This is a genomic window from Kocuria sabuli (genome assembly GCF_040981185.1).
GTDB lineage: Bacteria > Actinomycetota > Actinomycetes > Actinomycetales > Micrococcaceae > Kocuria > Kocuria sabuli.
In genome coordinates, this window is sequence record NZ_JAVHZE010000018.1 from 21,638 (window position 1) to 36,660 (window position 15,023).

The 15,023-nt window shown below is 72.6% G+C and carries 11 protein-coding genes; 8 read left to right on the forward strand and 3 right to left on the reverse strand.

Annotated elements, in window-relative coordinates:
* The first annotated feature begins 46 nt into the window (after nucleotides 1-46).
* From RE027_RS14795 to RE027_RS14810, 4 genes are all read left to right on the forward strand, one after another.
* Nucleotides 47-1,672 (forward strand): aldehyde dehydrogenase (NADP(+)), encoded by a 1,626-nt coding sequence (locus tag RE027_RS14795; protein ID WP_368809039.1) that lies wholly within the window; start codon nucleotides 47-49, stop codon nucleotides 1,670-1,672.
* Nucleotides 1,669-2,997: an enolase C-terminal domain-like protein gene (locus tag RE027_RS14800; RefSeq protein ID WP_368809040.1), complete on the forward strand. Its 1,329-nt coding sequence runs from the start codon at nucleotides 1,669-1,671 to the stop codon at nucleotides 2,995-2,997. Before RE027_RS14795 ends, RE027_RS14800 begins: the two co-directional genes overlap by 4 nt.
* 19 nt (nucleotides 2,998-3,016) lie before the next feature.
* Nucleotides 3,017-4,000 carry an AEC family transporter gene (locus tag RE027_RS14805; protein WP_368809041.1) on the forward strand — a complete coding sequence of 328 codons (984 nt, stop codon included), beginning with the start codon at nucleotides 3,017-3,019 and terminating at the stop codon, nucleotides 3,998-4,000.
* Between the two features lie 164 nt (nucleotides 4,001-4,164).
* Nucleotides 4,165-5,385 (forward strand): MFS transporter, encoded by a 1,221-nt coding sequence (locus tag RE027_RS14810; RefSeq protein ID WP_368809042.1) that lies wholly within the window; start codon nucleotides 4,165-4,167, stop codon nucleotides 5,383-5,385.
* Nucleotides 5,386-5,389: 4 nt separating this feature from the next.
* Here RE027_RS14810 and RE027_RS14815 read toward each other — a convergent pair whose 3' ends face one another.
* From RE027_RS14815 to RE027_RS14825, 3 genes are read right to left on the reverse strand one after another with little or no spacing between them, the layout of a single operon-like run.
* Entirely contained in the window at nucleotides 5,390-7,456 is a 2,067-nt protein-coding gene (locus tag RE027_RS14815) for a fructose-specific PTS transporter subunit EIIC (RefSeq protein ID WP_368809043.1), read from the reverse strand.
* A complete protein-coding gene (locus tag RE027_RS14820) occupies nucleotides 7,453-8,181 on the reverse strand; it encodes an HAD family hydrolase (protein WP_368809044.1) in 729 nt (242 codons plus the stop codon). Before RE027_RS14820 ends, RE027_RS14815 begins: the two co-directional genes overlap by 4 nt.
* Complete coding sequence (locus tag RE027_RS14825; protein ID WP_368809045.1) at nucleotides 8,178-9,221, reverse strand: LacI family DNA-binding transcriptional regulator; 1,044 nt, start codon at nucleotides 9,219-9,221, stop codon at nucleotides 8,178-8,180. Before RE027_RS14825 ends, RE027_RS14820 begins: the two co-directional genes overlap by 4 nt.
* 191 nt (nucleotides 9,222-9,412) lie before the next feature.
* On the opposite strand from RE027_RS14825, the gene RE027_RS14830 reads away from it, so the two are divergent.
* From RE027_RS14830 to RE027_RS14845, 4 genes are read left to right on the forward strand one after another with little or no spacing between them, the layout of a single operon-like run.
* Complete coding sequence (locus RE027_RS14830; protein WP_368809046.1) at nucleotides 9,413-10,747, forward strand: extracellular solute-binding protein; 1,335 nt, start codon at nucleotides 9,413-9,415, stop codon at nucleotides 10,745-10,747.
* The gene (locus tag RE027_RS14835) at nucleotides 10,747-11,652 is read left to right on the forward strand and encodes a carbohydrate ABC transporter permease (protein WP_368809047.1); all 906 of its coding nucleotides are present in this window, start codon (nucleotides 10,747-10,749) and stop codon (nucleotides 11,650-11,652) included. The genes RE027_RS14830 and RE027_RS14835 overlap by 1 nt, the downstream gene beginning before the upstream one ends.
* A gap of 4 nt (nucleotides 11,653-11,656) precedes the next feature.
* Complete coding sequence (locus RE027_RS14840) at nucleotides 11,657-12,559, forward strand: carbohydrate ABC transporter permease (RefSeq protein ID WP_368809048.1); 903 nt, start codon at nucleotides 11,657-11,659, stop codon at nucleotides 12,557-12,559.
* A gap of 29 nt (nucleotides 12,560-12,588) precedes the next feature.
* Complete coding sequence (locus RE027_RS14845) at nucleotides 12,589-14,940, forward strand: glycoside hydrolase family 3 N-terminal domain-containing protein (RefSeq protein WP_368809049.1); 2,352 nt, start codon at nucleotides 12,589-12,591, stop codon at nucleotides 14,938-14,940.
* The last annotated feature ends 83 nt before the right edge of the window (nucleotides 14,941-15,023 follow it).

Genomic DNA, 15,023 nt, shown 5'->3' on the forward strand with positions numbered 1-15,023 from the left:
GCCGCCGACCAGCAGAGACAGCATCCACAGACAGCGAAGGAAACCCATGTCCGTGAGCACCCAGACCACCGCCCTCTCCGGCCACTCGATCGTCGCCGGCCGCGAGGTCGCCGGCAACGGCGGCACCACCCGCGGCATCGACCCCGCGACCAACGCCGAGCTCGAGCCCGCGTACTCCCTGCTCGACGAGGCCCAGCTCGCCGAGGCCACCGCGGCCGCCGAAGAGGCCTTCGCCTCCTTCAGCAGCCTCGACCCCGAGACCCACGCCGGTTTCCTCGAGAGGATCGCCGCGAACATCGAGGCCGTCGGCACCGAGCTCGTCGACCGGGCCTCCACCGAGACGGGCCTGCCGAAGCCGCGCCTGCAGGGGGAACTGGCCCGCACCACTGGGCAGCTGCGACTGTTCGCCCGCGTCGTGCGCCAGGGCGACCACCGCGGCGTGCGGATCGAGCCGGCCCTGCCCGAGCGCACCCCGCTGCCCCGCCCGGACCTGCGCCAGCGCAAGGTCCCCCTCGGCCCGGTGGCCGTCTTCGGCGCCAGCAACTTCCCCTTCGCGTTCTCCACCGCGGGCGGGGACACCGCCTCCGCGCTGGCCGCCGGCTGCCCCGTGATCTTCAAGGCCCACAACGCCCACCCGGGCACCGGCGAGATCGTCGGCCGGGCCCTCACCGACGCCGTGGCCGAGTCCGGCCTGCACCCCGGGGTGTTCTCCCTGATCTACGGCCCCGGCGCGAGCATCGGCCAGGCACTGGCCAAGGACCCCGCCGTCAAGGCCGTCGGCTTCACCGGCTCCCGCGGCGCCGGCACGGCGCTGATGGCCACGGCCGCCGCCCGGCCGGAGCCGATCCCGGTCTACGCGGAGATGAGCTCCATCAACCCCGTGTTCCTCTTCGACTCCGCCCTGCGCGGCGACGCCGAGGAGTTCGCCCGCGCCTACGTCACCTCCCTGACCGGGTCCTCCGGGCAGCTGTGCACCAACCCGGGGCTGCTCTTCGTCCCCGCGGGGGAGGCCGGCGACGCGTTCCTGGCCGCCGTCGGGCGCGTGCTGGCCGACGCCGAGGGCGCGACCATGCTCACCCCGGGCATCGCCCGCTCCTGCCGGGACGGCATCGACGCCCTGGGCTCCCAGGAGGGCGTCGAGATCGTGGCCCGCGGCAAGGAGGGCTCCACGGAGAACGCCCCTGCCCCCGTGGTCTTCGGCACGGGAGTCCCCACCTTCCTGGCCAACCCGGTGCTGCAGGAGGAGATCTTCGGCGCCTCGTCCCTGGCGATCCGCTACGGCTCCGCCGAGGACCTGGTGGCCGCGGCGAGCCGGATGGAGGGCCAGCTGACCGCGGGCCTGTTCCTGTCCGAGGAGGACCACGCCACGGCCGCCCCGCTGCTGCCGGTGCTCGAGCGCAAGGTCGGGCGGATCCTCGCCAACGGCTGGCCCACCGGCGTCGACGTCGGGGAGGCCATGGTCCACGGCGGTCCGTTCCCGGCGACCTCCGACTCGCGGACCACCTCCGTGGGCACGCTCGCGATCGAGCGGTTCCTGCGCCCGGTGGCCTACCAGAACATCCCGGACGCCCTCCTGCCCGCCCCGGTGCAGGCGGCCAACCCCTGGCAGCTCAACCGCCGCGTCGACGGCCGGATCCAGCTGGCGGAGCACTCCGCGGGGGACCAGGCATGAGCGGCCGCCCCACGATCGCCGGGGTCGAGGTCGTGCCCGTCGCCGGGCACGATTCCATGCTGCTGAACCTCTCCGGGGCCCACGGGCCCTTCTTCACCCGCAACGTCGTGATCGTGACGGACTCGGACGGGCGGACCGGCCTGGGCGAGGTCCCCGGCGGTGAGAAGATCCGCGCCACGATCGAGGAGGCCGGGTCCCTGATCGCCGGGGAGCCGGTGGCCCTGTACCGGAGCCTGCTGCGCCGGATCGCCACGGTCTTCGCGGACCGCGACGCCGGGGGCCGGGGGCTGCAGACCTTCGACCTGCGCACCACCGTGCACGCAGTGACGGGCCTCGAGTCCGCCCTCCTGGACCTGCACGGTCAGTTCCTGGGCGTGCCCGTGGCGGAGCTGCTCGGCGACGGCCAGCAGCGGGCCTCGGTGCCCATGCTGGGCTACCTGTTCTTCGTGGGCGACCCGGACAGCACCGACCTGCCGTACCTGCGCGAACCGCACGGCGCGGACGCGTGGGAGCAGGTGCGCCGGGAGGAGGCGATGACCCCCGAGGCCGTCGTGCGCCTGGCCGAGGCCTCCCGGGAGCGCTACGGCTTCAAGGACTTCAAGCTCAAGGGCGGGGTCCAGTCCGGGGACGTGGAGGTCGACGCCGTCACCGCGATCAAGGAGCGCTTCCCCGAGGCCCGGGTGACCCTGGACCCCAACGGCGGCTGGCTCCTGGAGGAGGCCGTCCGACTGGGCCGGCGGATGCAGGGCGTCGTCGCGTACGCGGAGGACCCGTGCGGCGCGGAGGGCCGCTTCTCCGGCCGCGAGGTGATGGCGGAGTTCCGGCGGGCCACGGGGCTGCGGACGGCCACGAACATGATCGCCACCGACTGGCGGGAGATGTCCCACGCGGTGCGCGGCAACGCCGTGGACATCCCCCTCGCGGACCCGCACTTCTGGACGATGGCGGGCTCCGTGCGCGTGGCGCAGCTGTGCCACGAGTTCGGCCTGACGTGGGGCTCCCACTCGAACAACCACTTCGACATCTCCCTGGCCATGTTCACCCACGTGGGCGCGGCGGCCCCGGGCGAGATCACCGCGCTGGACACCCACTGGATCTGGCAGGACGGCCAGGGGCTCACCCGGGAGCCGCTGCGCATCCGCAACGGTGAGATCGACGTCCCGGCCGCCCCGGGGCTGGGCGTGGTGCTCGACCGCGAGCGCCTGGCCGAGGCGCACGAGCTCTACCTCGAGCACGGGCTGGGCGCCCGCGACGACGCCGCGGCCATGCAGTTCCTGATCGAGGGCTGGAGCTTCGACCCCAAGCGCCCCTGCCTGGTCCGCTGACCCGGAGGGCGACGACCGGATGACGGGGGTGCTGCTGGGCTTCGGTGTGGTGGCCGTGCTCACGGCCACCGGTTTCGCCACCGCCGCGCTGCTGCCCGGTGAGGCCCGCACCATGCGTGCGGGCCTCACCCCCGTCATCTACTACATCACCAACCCGGCGCTGATGCTGGTGCTCGTCGCGCGCACCGACCTCGGCGCCGTGCTCGGGATCTACACCCCCATCGCCCTCGCCACCGCCGCGGTGGCGGGGGCGTTCTTCGCCCTGCTCAGCGGAGTGCTCCTGCGCCGCGGGGCCGCCCGTACAGCCGTGGGTGCCATGGCTTCTTCCTACGTCAACGCCGGCAACATCGGGCTGCCCATCGCCCTGTACGCCGTGGGCAGCGCCGCACCGGTGGTCTCCGTCCTGCTGGCCCAGCTGCTCGTGATCGCCCCGCTGTACCTGCTGGTGTTCTCCTGGGCCACTCGCCCCTCCCGGCGATCCGGACCGGGGGCGGCGACAGCGACCGGGACATCGGCCTCCGAGCGGGAGGGCGCCTCAACTCTGCGCACAGTCGTCAGATCGGTGGCCAATCCGGTGACGATCGGCACTGCCGGAGGCGCGATGCTCTCGGCCACCGGCGTGCAGGTGCCGGAGGTCCTGTGGATCCCCCTGGAGATGCTCGGCGAGGCGTCCATCCCGATGCTGCTGCTGCTGTTCGGGATGAGCCTGCACGGTCAGCGGCCGTTCCGGAACCGCGCGCTCGTCCCGGACGTGATCGGCGGGACACTGATCAAGCTCACGGTGATGCCGGCCGCGGCGTGGGGGATCGGGCGGTTCGGCTTCGGCCTGGACGGCACCGAGCTGCTGGGGGTCGTCGTCATGGCGGCGCTCCCCACGGCGCAGAACGTGTTCCTGTTCTCGTCCCAGTTCCGCATGCCGGCCAACGCCGCACGGGACATCATCTTCATCAGCTCGTTCCTGTCCTTCCCGGCCATCCTCCTCATCAGCCTGCTCCTGCACTGACGACGACACTGACGACGGCGGTGCGGCTCCGCCGGCGGCGGGCGCGCCGGGCCGTGTCGACACCGGACGACGCGTGAGGTCAGACCTCCTTCGACGTACCCTGGGACCCGGCCCGGGCCGCGCGTGGCGCCGGGGTGAGCCCCGACGCCCGAGGAGACCGACCCGTGCCGACCCCGCCCGCCGTGCCGCCCCCCGCCCCGACGTCCCGTCGCGCGCTGGTCTACCTGGGGGTGTGCGTGGTCCTGGTGGGGCTGAACCTGCGCACGGTCTTCTCCAGCTTCTCCGCGATCCTGCCGGAGATCACCGCCGCCGCCGGGCTGCCCGGGTGGTCGGTGACCGTGCTGACCACCGTCCCGGTGACGCTGCTGGGGGTCTTCGCCCCCCTCGCCCCCCGGCTGGCCCACCGGTTCGGGCCGGAGAACGTCCTGCTGGGGGCCATGGCCCTGCTCACCGCCGGGCTGCTGATCCGCGGGCTGCCCCTGCCGGGAGCCGGCGCCGTGCCGCTGCTGCTGGCGGGCACGATCGCGTGCGGGGCGGCGATCGCCCTGGGCAACGTGCTGCTGCCCTCGATCGTGAAGCGGGACTTCGCCCACCGCCTCGGGCTGATGAGCGGGCTCTACACCACGGCGATCTGTGCCTCCGCCGCCCTCGGCGCGGGCCTGACCTACCCGGCGTTCCAGGCGAGCGGGTCGTGGCGGGCGGCCCTGGCGGTCTGGGCCGCACCCGCCGCGCTGGTGGTCGTGCTGCTCGTGCCGGTGGCCCTCCGTCGCCGCGCCGCCGGGTCCCGGCCGCCGGCCCCGGGCGGGGACAGCCCCTGGCGGTCGCCGGTGGCCTGGCAGATCACGCTGTTCATGGTCTTCCAGGCGATGATGTCCTTCAGCGTCTTCGCCTGGCTCGCCCCGATCCTGCGCGACCGCGGGATCGACGGGGCCACCGCGGGGCTCATCGTGGCCGTGTCCATCCTGCTGCAGATGACGGGCTCCCTGTTCGCCCCCGTCCTGGCGGTGCGCCTGGCCGACCAGCGGGTGCTCAACGCCGTGGTGGCGCTGATGGCCGGCGGCGGGTTCGTGCTCTCGATCTTCGGCCCCACCGAGCTCATCTGGGTCTGGACCGGGCTGCTGGGGCTGGGCCAGGGCGCCCTGACCGCCGTGGCGCTGACGATGATCGCCCTGCGCACGCGCAGCAGCCACATGGCCGTGCGGCTGTCCGGGATGATGCAGGGCGTGGGCTACGGGCTGGGCTCCTCCGGCACCCTCCTGGTGGGGCAGCTGCTGCACTGGACCGGGGGTTTCGCCGCGGCGGGCGTCATGTTCGCCGTCGTCGGCACGCTCGCCGCGGTGTTCGGCTGGCAGGCCGGCAGGGACCGCTTCGTCCGGGAGCGGTGAGCGCTCAGCCCAGCCGGTCCTCCAGGACCCGGATCACCTCGGACCTGCTGCGCGCCTCGAGCAGGGAGTTCCGGAACTCGGTCCTCGTCAGCGCCCGGGACAGGGTGGCCAGGATCCTCAGGTGCTCGTCCCCCGCCTGCTCCTGCGGCACCGCGATGAGGAAGACCAGGTGGACGGGTTCGCCGTCCATGGACTCCCACTGCACCCCCTCGGTGCTGCGGGCGAAGGCCACCAGGGGCGCCGCGACCTCGGCGGACTTGGCGTGCGGGATCGCGATGCCCTGCCCCACCCCGGTGGTGCCCTGCCCCTCCCGGGCCAGGGCGGCGGCGACGACGGCGTCCACGTCCCGCACCTGTCCCGTGGCGGCACCGAGCTCGACGAGCCGGCGGACGACGTCGTCCCGGCGCGCGCCGTCGACGTCGAGCAGTACGGTGTCCTCGCTCAGGTAGTCGAGGACGGAGCCGGTGCTGCGCTCCTCGGAACGGGCCCCGGCCGCAGGACCGGACGGTGCGGGAGCCGGCGGGGCGGCAGGTGCGGGGGACGCCGCCGCGGCGGCGGTGGAGCCTCCCGCCGCACCGACCGCCACGGGCTCGCGCTCCCCCGCGCCGATCCGGTCGCCCTCGGTCCCGGTGCTCTCGCCGTGGTCCGCCGCGGCACCCTCGCCCCCGTTCCGGCGCGCGCTCAGCCCGAGCAGGAACAGGGCCGTCAGCGCGGTCACGACCAGGCCGACGACGATGGCCGCGAAGAACCCGGCGACGTTCTCGACGGCCCCCAGGACGGCGACGATCGGGCCGCCGTGCATGACGTTGTCCTCGACGGCCAGCACCGCGGCGACGGCGCCGGCGACCGTCCCGCCGAGCATGTTGGCGGGGATGACCTGCAGCGGGCGGGCGGCGGCGAAGGGGATGGCGCCCTCCGTGATGCCGAAGAAGCCCATGAACAGGGCTGCGATCCCGGACTCGCGCTCCTGGACGGTGAAGTAGCGACGTCGCAGGAGCGTGGCCAGCCCCATGCCCAGGGGCGGGACGGCGATGGCCGCGGCGACCATGCCCATCGGTGCGGCGTTGCCGGCCGCGATGAGCCCGCCCCCGAACAGGAACGCGGTCTTGTTGACGGGCCCGCCCATGTCGAACGCGATCATCGCACCGAGAACGGCACCGAGCAGGATCACGCTGCCGCCCTCGAGCCCGGCGAGGAACGCCGTGAGGGCGGCGAATGCTCCGGCGATCGGGGCGCCGAGGACGTAGACGAACAGCAGCGCGACCACCAGGGTGGTCAGCACCGGAATGACGATGATGGGCCAGATCGGGGCGATGTAGCGGTGCACAGGGATCTTCTTGATCGCCAGCGCCACGTAGCCGGCCAGGAAGCCCGTGACGATCGCACCGATGAACCCGGCGCCGGAGTCGGACCCGTACAGCGCTCCGGTGTTGGCGATGAACCCCCCGATCATCCCGGGGGCGAGCCCGGGCCGGTCGGCGATCGCGTAGGCGATGTAGCCGGACAGGACGGGAACCATCAGCGTGAACGCGAGAGCCCCGACCTGACTGATGACGTACCAGAAGCTGTCCTCCGGGATGACCAGGCCCTCGGGGGTGGGGGTACCGCCGAGGGACAGCGAGACGGCCAGGAGCAGGCCACCTGCCACCACGAACGGGATCATGTGCGAGACGCCGTTCATGAGCGCCTTGTAGACGGTCGTGCCGACACCGGGGCGGGCGTCGTCCCGCGCCTCCTGGCGCGGCGCCTCGGCCCTGGGCGTCGCGGCCAGCGCCTCGCGGATGAGTTCCTCGGGCCGGCGGATCCCGTCGGCCACGGGGGCGGTGACCACCCGTTTGCCGGCAAAGCGGGTGAGGTCCACCTGCTTGTCGGCGGCGACGACCACCGCGGCGGCCCGGTCGATGTCCTCCGCGGTGAGGGCGTTCTCGACGCCGATCGAGCCGTGGGTCTCCACCTTGATCTCGTGGCCGAGCCGCTGCGCGGCCTGTCCCAGGTTCTCGGCGGCCATGAAGGTGTGCGCGATGCCGGTGGGGCACGCGGTGATGGCGAGGATCCGCTGCGTGTCGCTCATGTCTGTTCCGATCGACGTGGTGGGCGGTGTCCGGGTTGCGGGACGGGGCCGGTGCGCGGCAGGCGCCGCAGGAGCGGGAGATCGATGGTCTCCAGGCTATCCACGACGAGGCGCCGGGGCGCGTGTTCCACGGGTATGACGCCTCGGACCGCGACGACCCACGCCCCGGCCGCGGTGCCCGCGGCGACCCCCGTGGGCGAGTCCTCGACGACGACGCAGTCCGCGGCCGCCACGCCCAGCTGCGCGCACGCCGCCAGGTAGGGAGCCGCGTGCGGCTTGGGCCGGTGCCCGTGGTCGCCCGCGACCACCGCCGAGAAGACGCCGGCGGGCAGGGCGCGCACGGCGGCGTGGAGCAGCGAGGCGGGCGAGGAGGAGACGAGCGCCGACGGCACGCCGGCGCTCCCGAGCTCCTCGAGCAGCCGTTCGGCGCCCGGCTGCCACCGGACCGCTCCCCCACCGAGGTGCCCGTGCATGGCGCGCTCGAGCCGGCCGGCGACCTCCTCGACCGCCTCCGCGGTGGCGTCCGGGCGGCCGGCGTGGCGGAGCAGGATCCCCGCAGTGGCCGCCATGGTGGTCCCGACGAGCTCGTCCGCGAGCGCGGGGCTCCACGTGCCGCCGAGCGCCTCGAGCTCCTCGCGCTCGAGCTCCAGCCACAGCGGCTCGGTGTCCATGAGCGTGCCGTCGAAGTCCCACAGGACAGCCGCGGGAAACCCCTGCGCGCTCACGGCGCCACGCCCTCGGCGGAGGCGCCGCCGTGCCGGGGCGGCGCGGTCGAGGAGCGCTCCACCAGCGAGGTCTGCAGCTGGAGGGGATGGGTGCGGCGTGATCCGCCGGCCAGCAGGGTGACCGCCTGCTCGACCGCCATCTCCCCCATGGCGTGCAGGGGCTGGCGCACCGTGGTCAGCTTCGGCGAGGCCCAGCGGGCGATCAGCGTGTCGTCGAAGCCCACGACGCTCAGGTCCTCGGGCACTCGCCGGGACGCCTGCCGCGCGGCCTCGAACGCCCCCAGGGCGGCCTCGTCGGAGGCCGCGAACAGGGCGGTGGGCGGGTCCTCGAGCTCGAGCAGCTGCTGGGCCGCGGCGAAGCCCGCCTCGTAGCTGAACCCGCCCCCCGCCACGAGCTCCGGGTCGTGCGGAAGGTCCGCGCTCTCGAGGGCGCTGCGGTACCCGGCCAGGCGCTCGCGCGCCGGGACCGACCCGCCGGCGCCGCTGAGGTGGCCGATCCGGCGGTGCCCGAGCTCCGCCAGGTGGGCGGTCGCCGCGTAGCCGCCGGCCCAGTTGGTGGAGCCGATGCTGGGCACCGTGGAGGGCAGGCTGTTGACGGGGTCGATGGCCACCAGCGGGACCTGCGCGTGGGCCGCGGCCGCGACCTGCTCCGCGGTCAGCGGCGTGGTCACGGCGACGACCGCGGTCTCCCCCTTCCGGCCGCAGTGGGCGAACCACTCGTCGGAGAAGGGTGGGAGGTCGCCCTGCTCGAGGGCGGGCAGGGTGTTGAGCAGCAGGTCGGCGTCGGCGCGGCCGCAGGCGTCCACGGCACCGGCCATGACCTGCAGCGAGTAGTTGCTCTCCAGGGTGTCGAACACGAGCACGATGGCCGTCCGGGGCCGCCGCGCCGCGGAAGCCGTGTAGCCGAGCACCGCGGCCGCGGCCCGGACCTTCTCCCGGGTGTCCTCCCCGACGTCGGGGCGCCCGTTGAGCACCTTCGAGACGGTGCCCTTGGACACGCCCGCCTGCGCGGCGACCTCGCTCAACGTGGTTCTCTTCATCAGGCCGGTCTCCTCGGGCGACACGGGCACCGCCGGGGCGGCACGAAACGTTTCGTTGCGTCGACCACAGTGGCGCCGCTCACACCTGGGGGTTGACGGGTGTGAAACACGCCACTTAGTCTTCTCGCAACGAAACGCTATACGAAAAGTTTCGTAGGCGCAAGGTATCACTCAACGCTGAGGAGAACGCCATGACCACCGCCCGCACCCGCCGCACCGCCCCTGCCCCGTGGACACCCTTCTCCCGCCGGTCGCTGTCGCGGGCCGCGCTCGTCGGTGCCGCGGCCCTGGCCCTGACCGGGTGCGGCGGCGGCGCGCAGCCGGGCCAGGCCGGCGGCGCCACCGCCTGGACCCTCACCGGCGGCGCCGAGGAGACCTTCCGCACCTCCTTCCAGGAGTGGAACGAGAACAATCCCGAGAATCCCGTCGACGCGGAGTACTTCGCCAACGACGCGTTCAAGGAGAAGATCCGCACCAGCGTGGGCTCCGGCAACGCCCCGACCCTCGTCTACAACTGGGGCGGGGACAATCTCGAGAGCTACGTCGAGAACGGCAACGTGGTGGACCTCACCGGCAGGATCCCGGAGATGGAGGAGCGCGCGCTCGACTCCGTCCTGGAGACCGGCAAGGTGGACGGGAAGCTGTACGCCGTGCCGAACAACAACACCCAGCCGGTGGTCCTGTACTACAACACCAAGCTCTTCGAGCAGGCCGGGGTGGAGGTCCCCACCACCTGGGAGGAGATGCTGGCCGCGGTGGAGGCCTTCGAGGCCGAGGGCATCACGCCGATCTCCGTGGCCGGCTCCAGCCAGTGGCCGTACCTGATGTGGATCCAGTACCTCACCGACCGGATCGGCGGCCCCGAGGTCTTCCAGGCCGTCGTGGACGGCGAGGAGAACGCCTGGTCCGACCCCGCGATCACCGAGGCCCTGGAGAAGATCCAGGAGCTCGTCGAGGCCGGCGGCTTCGGCGACACCTACGGCTCGGTGGTGGCCGACGCGGGCGCCGACGTCGCCCTCCTGCACACCGACCAGGCGGCCATGATGCTGCACGGCAGCTGGGTCTACTCCAGCTTCCTCACCGACGCCCCCGAGTGGACCGCCGAGGGGAACCTGGGCTACACCACCTTCCCGGAGATCGAGGGCGGCCAGGGCGACCCGCAGAACATCGTGGGCAACCCGGCGAACTTCTGGGCGGTCTCCGCGGATGCGAGCGAGGAGGAGCAGGCCACGGCCTTCGAGTACCTCAACGAGATGAACCTCGACGGGACGGCCGTCGACACGCTCTTCGACGCCGGCCTGATTCCCGCCGTGGACGGCGTGGAGGAGAAGATCGCCGACACCGAGCACCCGGAGTACCTCGACTTCGCCTACTCGATGGTCCAGGACGCGCCCCACTTCCAGCTCTCGTGGGACCAGGCGCTGCCGGCCGACCAGGGACAGGCCCTGCTGACCAACCTCAGCCAGGTCTTCGCCGGCGAGATGACCCCCGAGCAGTTCCAGACCGCGATGAACGGCACGCTGTGATGCTGAAGCGCACGCCGTCGAGGCGGACGCGCCGGGCGGGAGCCGGCCCCAGCAACTGGTTGCTGGCCCCTGCCCTGGTCTTCTTCGGGATCTTCTCGATCGGCCCGCTGCTGGGGGTGCTGGTGCTGTCCTTCATGCAGTGGGACGGGCTGGGCACGCCGCAGTGGGCGGGGGGCGAGAACTGGGTGTCGGTGCTCGAGAACCCGGTCTCGCGCCAGGCGATGTGGCTGACCGTCAAGCTCACCCTGCTGAGCTACGCCGTGCAGTTCCCGCTGAGCCTCCTGCTCGGCGTGTTCATGGCCGGCCGCCAGCGGTACCGGGAGTTCCTCTCCGTCCTGTACTTCCTGCCGATGCTCTTCTCCGCAGCGGCGGTCGGCATCGCCTTCAGGGCCCTGCTCGACCCGAACTTCGGGCTCTCGAGGGCGTTCGACGCGGCGCTGCTCAGCCAGGACTGGCTGGGTGATCCGAACCTGGCGTTCTACGTCGTCGTGTTCGTCATCTCGTGGTCCTTCATCCCGTTCCACTCGCTGCTCTACCAGGCAGGGGTCCGGCAGATCCCGCAGAGCATGTACGAGGCCGCCACGATCGACGGCGCCGGCACCGTGCGCAAGTTCTTCTCGATCACGCTGCCGCAGCTGAAGTACACGATCGTGACGTCCTCGACGCTGATGCTGGTCGGCTCCCTGACCTACTTCGACCTCGTCTTCAGCCTCACCGGGGGCGGGCCGGGGACAGCGACCCGGATCCTGCCCCTGGACATGTACCTGACCGGATTCCGCAGCAACCAGATGGGCGAGGCCAGTGTCCTGGCGGTCATCCTCGTCGCCGTGGGGCTCACGCTCGCCCTCGGCCTGCAACGGCTCACCGGTGCCGACAAGATGGAGAGCCAGGCGGAAGGTGCGTAGTCCCATGAGCACACGACTCGCGGACACCCGTCCCGAGAGCACACCTCCTGAGAGCACCCGTCCCGTGGGCGCGCGCCGCTCCCGTTCGCGCCGCCGGGGCGTCCCGAACGTCCCGGCGGCCGTCGGCGGGTGGCTGTGGCTGGCCGCGATCATCATCCCGATCTACTACATGGCCATCACGAGCCTGAAGCCCCGCGATGACTACTACTCCACGAACCCGCTGGTGCCCTCGTCCCCGACGCTGGCGCCGTACGTCACGGTCCTGGAGAACCAGTTCGCCCAGTACTTCCTGAACAGCGTGGTGGTGGTCGTGTTCACGGTCGCGGGGATCGTGTTCCTGTCCCTGCTCGCCTCGTACGTGATCGTGCGCAGCAGGACCGGGCTGGCCGTGTTCTCGAACCAGCTGTTCCTGCTGGGCATCGCCATCCCCATCCAGGCGACGATCATCCCGATCTACCTGATCATCGTCCAGCTGGGCCTCTACGACACCCTGACCGCCCTGGTCCTGCCCGGCATCGCCTCGGGGATCCCGATCACGGTCCTGATCCTGACCAACTTCATGCGGGACATCCCCAACGAGCTCTACGAGTCCATGACCCTCGACGGCGCGGGCGACTGGAAGGTCTTCCTCCGGCTCGTCCTGCCGCTGAGCGTGCCCGCCATCACCACCGTGGGCGTCTACAACGCCCTGAACAGCTGGAACAACTTCCTGTTCCCGCTGATCCTCACCCAGAGCTCCCAGAAGCGCACGCTGCCCCTGTCCCTGTGGACCTACCAGGGGGAGTTCCAGGCGGACATCCCCGCCGTCCTGGCCGCCGTCGTCCTGTCGGCGCTGCCGATCCTCGTCCTCTACATCTTCGGGCGCCGCCACCTCGTGGCCGGGCTCACCGCCGGCTTCGGCAAGTGACGCGCCCACCGACCAGAAGGAACACCTCCATGACAGCACCGTGGAACGACCCTGCCCGCCCCGTCGCCGAACGCGTCGACGCCCTGCTGCAGGAGCTGACCCTCGAGGAGAAGGCCGGCCAGCTCGGCAGCTACTGGCTGCGCCCGGACCCGGAGGAGGCCACCGGCGGCGCGGCCCCCATGGAGTCCGCCTTCGCCGACGACCGCTCGAGCTTCGAGGCCGCGATCGCCCACGGGCTGGGCCACATCACCCGGGCCTTCGGCAGCGCGCCGATCTCCGCGGCGGACGGGGTGGAGCACCTGCGCACCCTGCAGCGCCAGGTGGTGGCGACCTCCCGGCTCGGGATCCCGGCCATCGCCCATGAGGAGTGCCTCACCGGGTTCACGACCCTCGGGGCCACCTGCTACCCGGCCGCGATCGCCTGGGGGGCCGCCTTCGACCCCGAGCTGGTCCGCACCATGGCCCGGCACATCGGGACGGACATGAAGGGCGTGGGCGTTCACCTCGGCCTGTCCCCCGTGCTCGACGTCGTGCGCGACTACCGGTGGGGCCGCGTCGAGGAGACCGTCGGCGAGGACCCCTACCTCGTGGGCACCCTGACCACCGAGTACGTCCGCGGGCTGCAGGAGGCCGGCGTGATCGCCACTCTGAAGCACTTCGCCGGCTACTCGACCTCCCGCGCCGGACGCAACCACGCCCCCGTCTCGATCGGGCCGCGGGAGTTCCGGGACGTCGTCCTCGTGCCCTTCGAGATGGCCGTCAAGCTCGGCGAGGTCGGCGCGGTGATGAACTCCTACGCGGACGTCGACGGCGTCCCGCCCGTCGCCGACCCCGAGCTGCTCACCACGCTCCTGCGGGAGACGTGGGGCTTCGAGGGCACGGTCGTCTCCGACTACTGGGCCGTGAGCTTCCTCGAGTCCATGCACCACGTCGCGGCAGACCCCCGCGACGCCGGTGTCCAGTCGCTGTCGGCCGGGATGGACGTCGAGCTGCCCGAGACCAGCTGCTTCGCGGACCTCGCCGCGGCGGTGCGGGACGGCGAGCTCGAGGAATCGCTGCTCGACCACGCGGTGCGCCGCGTGCTGACCCAGAAGGTCGAGCTCGGCCTGCTGGACGCGGGCTTCGACCCCGGCACCGCCGGCGGTGCCGTCGACCTCGACTCCGCCGAGAACCGCCGGCTCGCCCGGCGCATGGCCGAGGAGTCCGTCGTGCTGCTGAAGAACGAGGGCGTCCTGCCGCTGCCCCGCCACGCCGCCCGGAAGGTCGCGGTCATCGGCCCCAGCGCCGACCAGCCCCGCTCGTTCCTCGGCTGCTACAGCTTCACGAACCACGTCCTGTCCCGGTTCGGCGAGTCCGGCACCGGCATCGAGATCACCTCGATCGTCGACGCCCTCGCCGAGGAGTTCGCGGACGGGGAGACCGTGTTCAGCCACGCCCGTGGGGTCGACTTCACCGACCCGGACACCAGCGGCATCGCCGAGGCCGTGGCCGCGGCCGAGGACGCCGACCTCGCGGTCGTGACCGTGGGCGACCTCGCGGGGCTGTTCGGCACGGGCACCTCCGGGGAGGGCTGCGACGTGGTGGACCTGTCCCTGCCCGGGCGGCAGGCCGAGCTCGTGGAGGCGGTGCTCGCCACGGGCACCCCGGTGGTCCTCGTGCTCGTGACGGGGCGCCCCTACAGCCTCGGCGCGTTCGACGAGCGCTGCGCCGCCGTCGTGCAGGCCTTCATGCCGGGCGAGGAGGGCGGGCACGCCCTCGCCGGGGTGCTCTCCGGGCGGGTGAACCCGTCCGGGCGGCTGCCCGTGGGGATCCCCCGGCACGTCGGCGGCCAGCCGGGGACCTACCTCACACCGGCCCTGGGCGGCTGGGCGGAGGGCGTGTCCAACCTCGATCCCCGGCCGCTGTACCCGTTCGGCCACGGCATCGGGTACTCGTCCTTCTCCTACGACGCGCTCGAGCTGTCCGCGGCGGAGATCGGCACCGACGGCACCGTGGACGTCGCCGTCACCGTGACCAACACCTCCGACCGGTCGGGCCAGGAGGTCGTCCAGCTCTACCTGAGCGACCCCGTCGCCCAGGTCGTCCGGCCGGTCAAGATGCTCGTCGGCTTCGCCAAGGTCGCTCTGGAGGCCGGGCAGAGCGCCCGTGTGGTCTTCTCCCTCCACGCCGACCGCACCTCGTTCACGGGCCGGGCCATGCGCCGGATCGTCGAGCCGGGCGAGTTCGTCCTGCGCGCCGGACCCTCCAGCGAGGACCTCCCCCTGGAGGACCGGTTCACGGTCACCGGCGCGGTGCGCGACGTGGAGGACGTCGAGCGCGTCCTCACGACCCCCGTCGACGTCGAGGTCGTCGACCGCGCCCTCGCCGCCGACCCCTCCTGAGCCCCGGGCGCGGGCCGCGCGGCGGCCCGCGCCCGGTCCCACCCTCCCCGTGAGAACCCCCGCAGTGCCCCCCGAGACGTCCT

Bases quoted from the DNA above. Each gene is read 5' to 3' on its own strand.
- RE027_RS14795 (WP_368809039.1), top strand. From the start codon at position 47: ATGTCCGTGAGCACCCAGACCACCGCCCTCTCCGGCCACTCGATCGTC.
- RE027_RS14800 (WP_368809040.1), top strand. From the start codon at position 1,669: ATGAGCGGCCGCCCCACGATCGCCGGGGTCGAGGTCGTGCCCGTCGCC.
- RE027_RS14805 (WP_368809041.1), top strand. From the start codon at position 3,017: ATGACGGGGGTGCTGCTGGGCTTCGGTGTGGTGGCCGTGCTCACGGCC.
- RE027_RS14815 (WP_368809043.1), bottom strand. From the start codon at position 7,456: ATGAGCGACACGCAGCGGATCCTCGCCATCACCGCGTGCCCCACCGGC.
- RE027_RS14825 (WP_368809045.1), bottom strand. From the start codon at position 9,221: ATGAAGAGAACCACGTTGAGCGAGGTCGCCGCGCAGGCGGGCGTGTCC.
- RE027_RS14830 (WP_368809046.1), top strand. From the start codon at position 9,413: ATGACCACCGCCCGCACCCGCCGCACCGCCCCTGCCCCGTGGACACCC.
- RE027_RS14835 (WP_368809047.1), top strand. From the start codon at position 10,747: ATGCTGAAGCGCACGCCGTCGAGGCGGACGCGCCGGGCGGGAGCCGGC.
- RE027_RS14840 (WP_368809048.1), top strand. From the start codon at position 11,657: ATGAGCACACGACTCGCGGACACCCGTCCCGAGAGCACACCTCCTGAG.
- RE027_RS14845 (WP_368809049.1), top strand. From the start codon at position 12,589: ATGACAGCACCGTGGAACGACCCTGCCCGCCCCGTCGCCGAACGCGTC.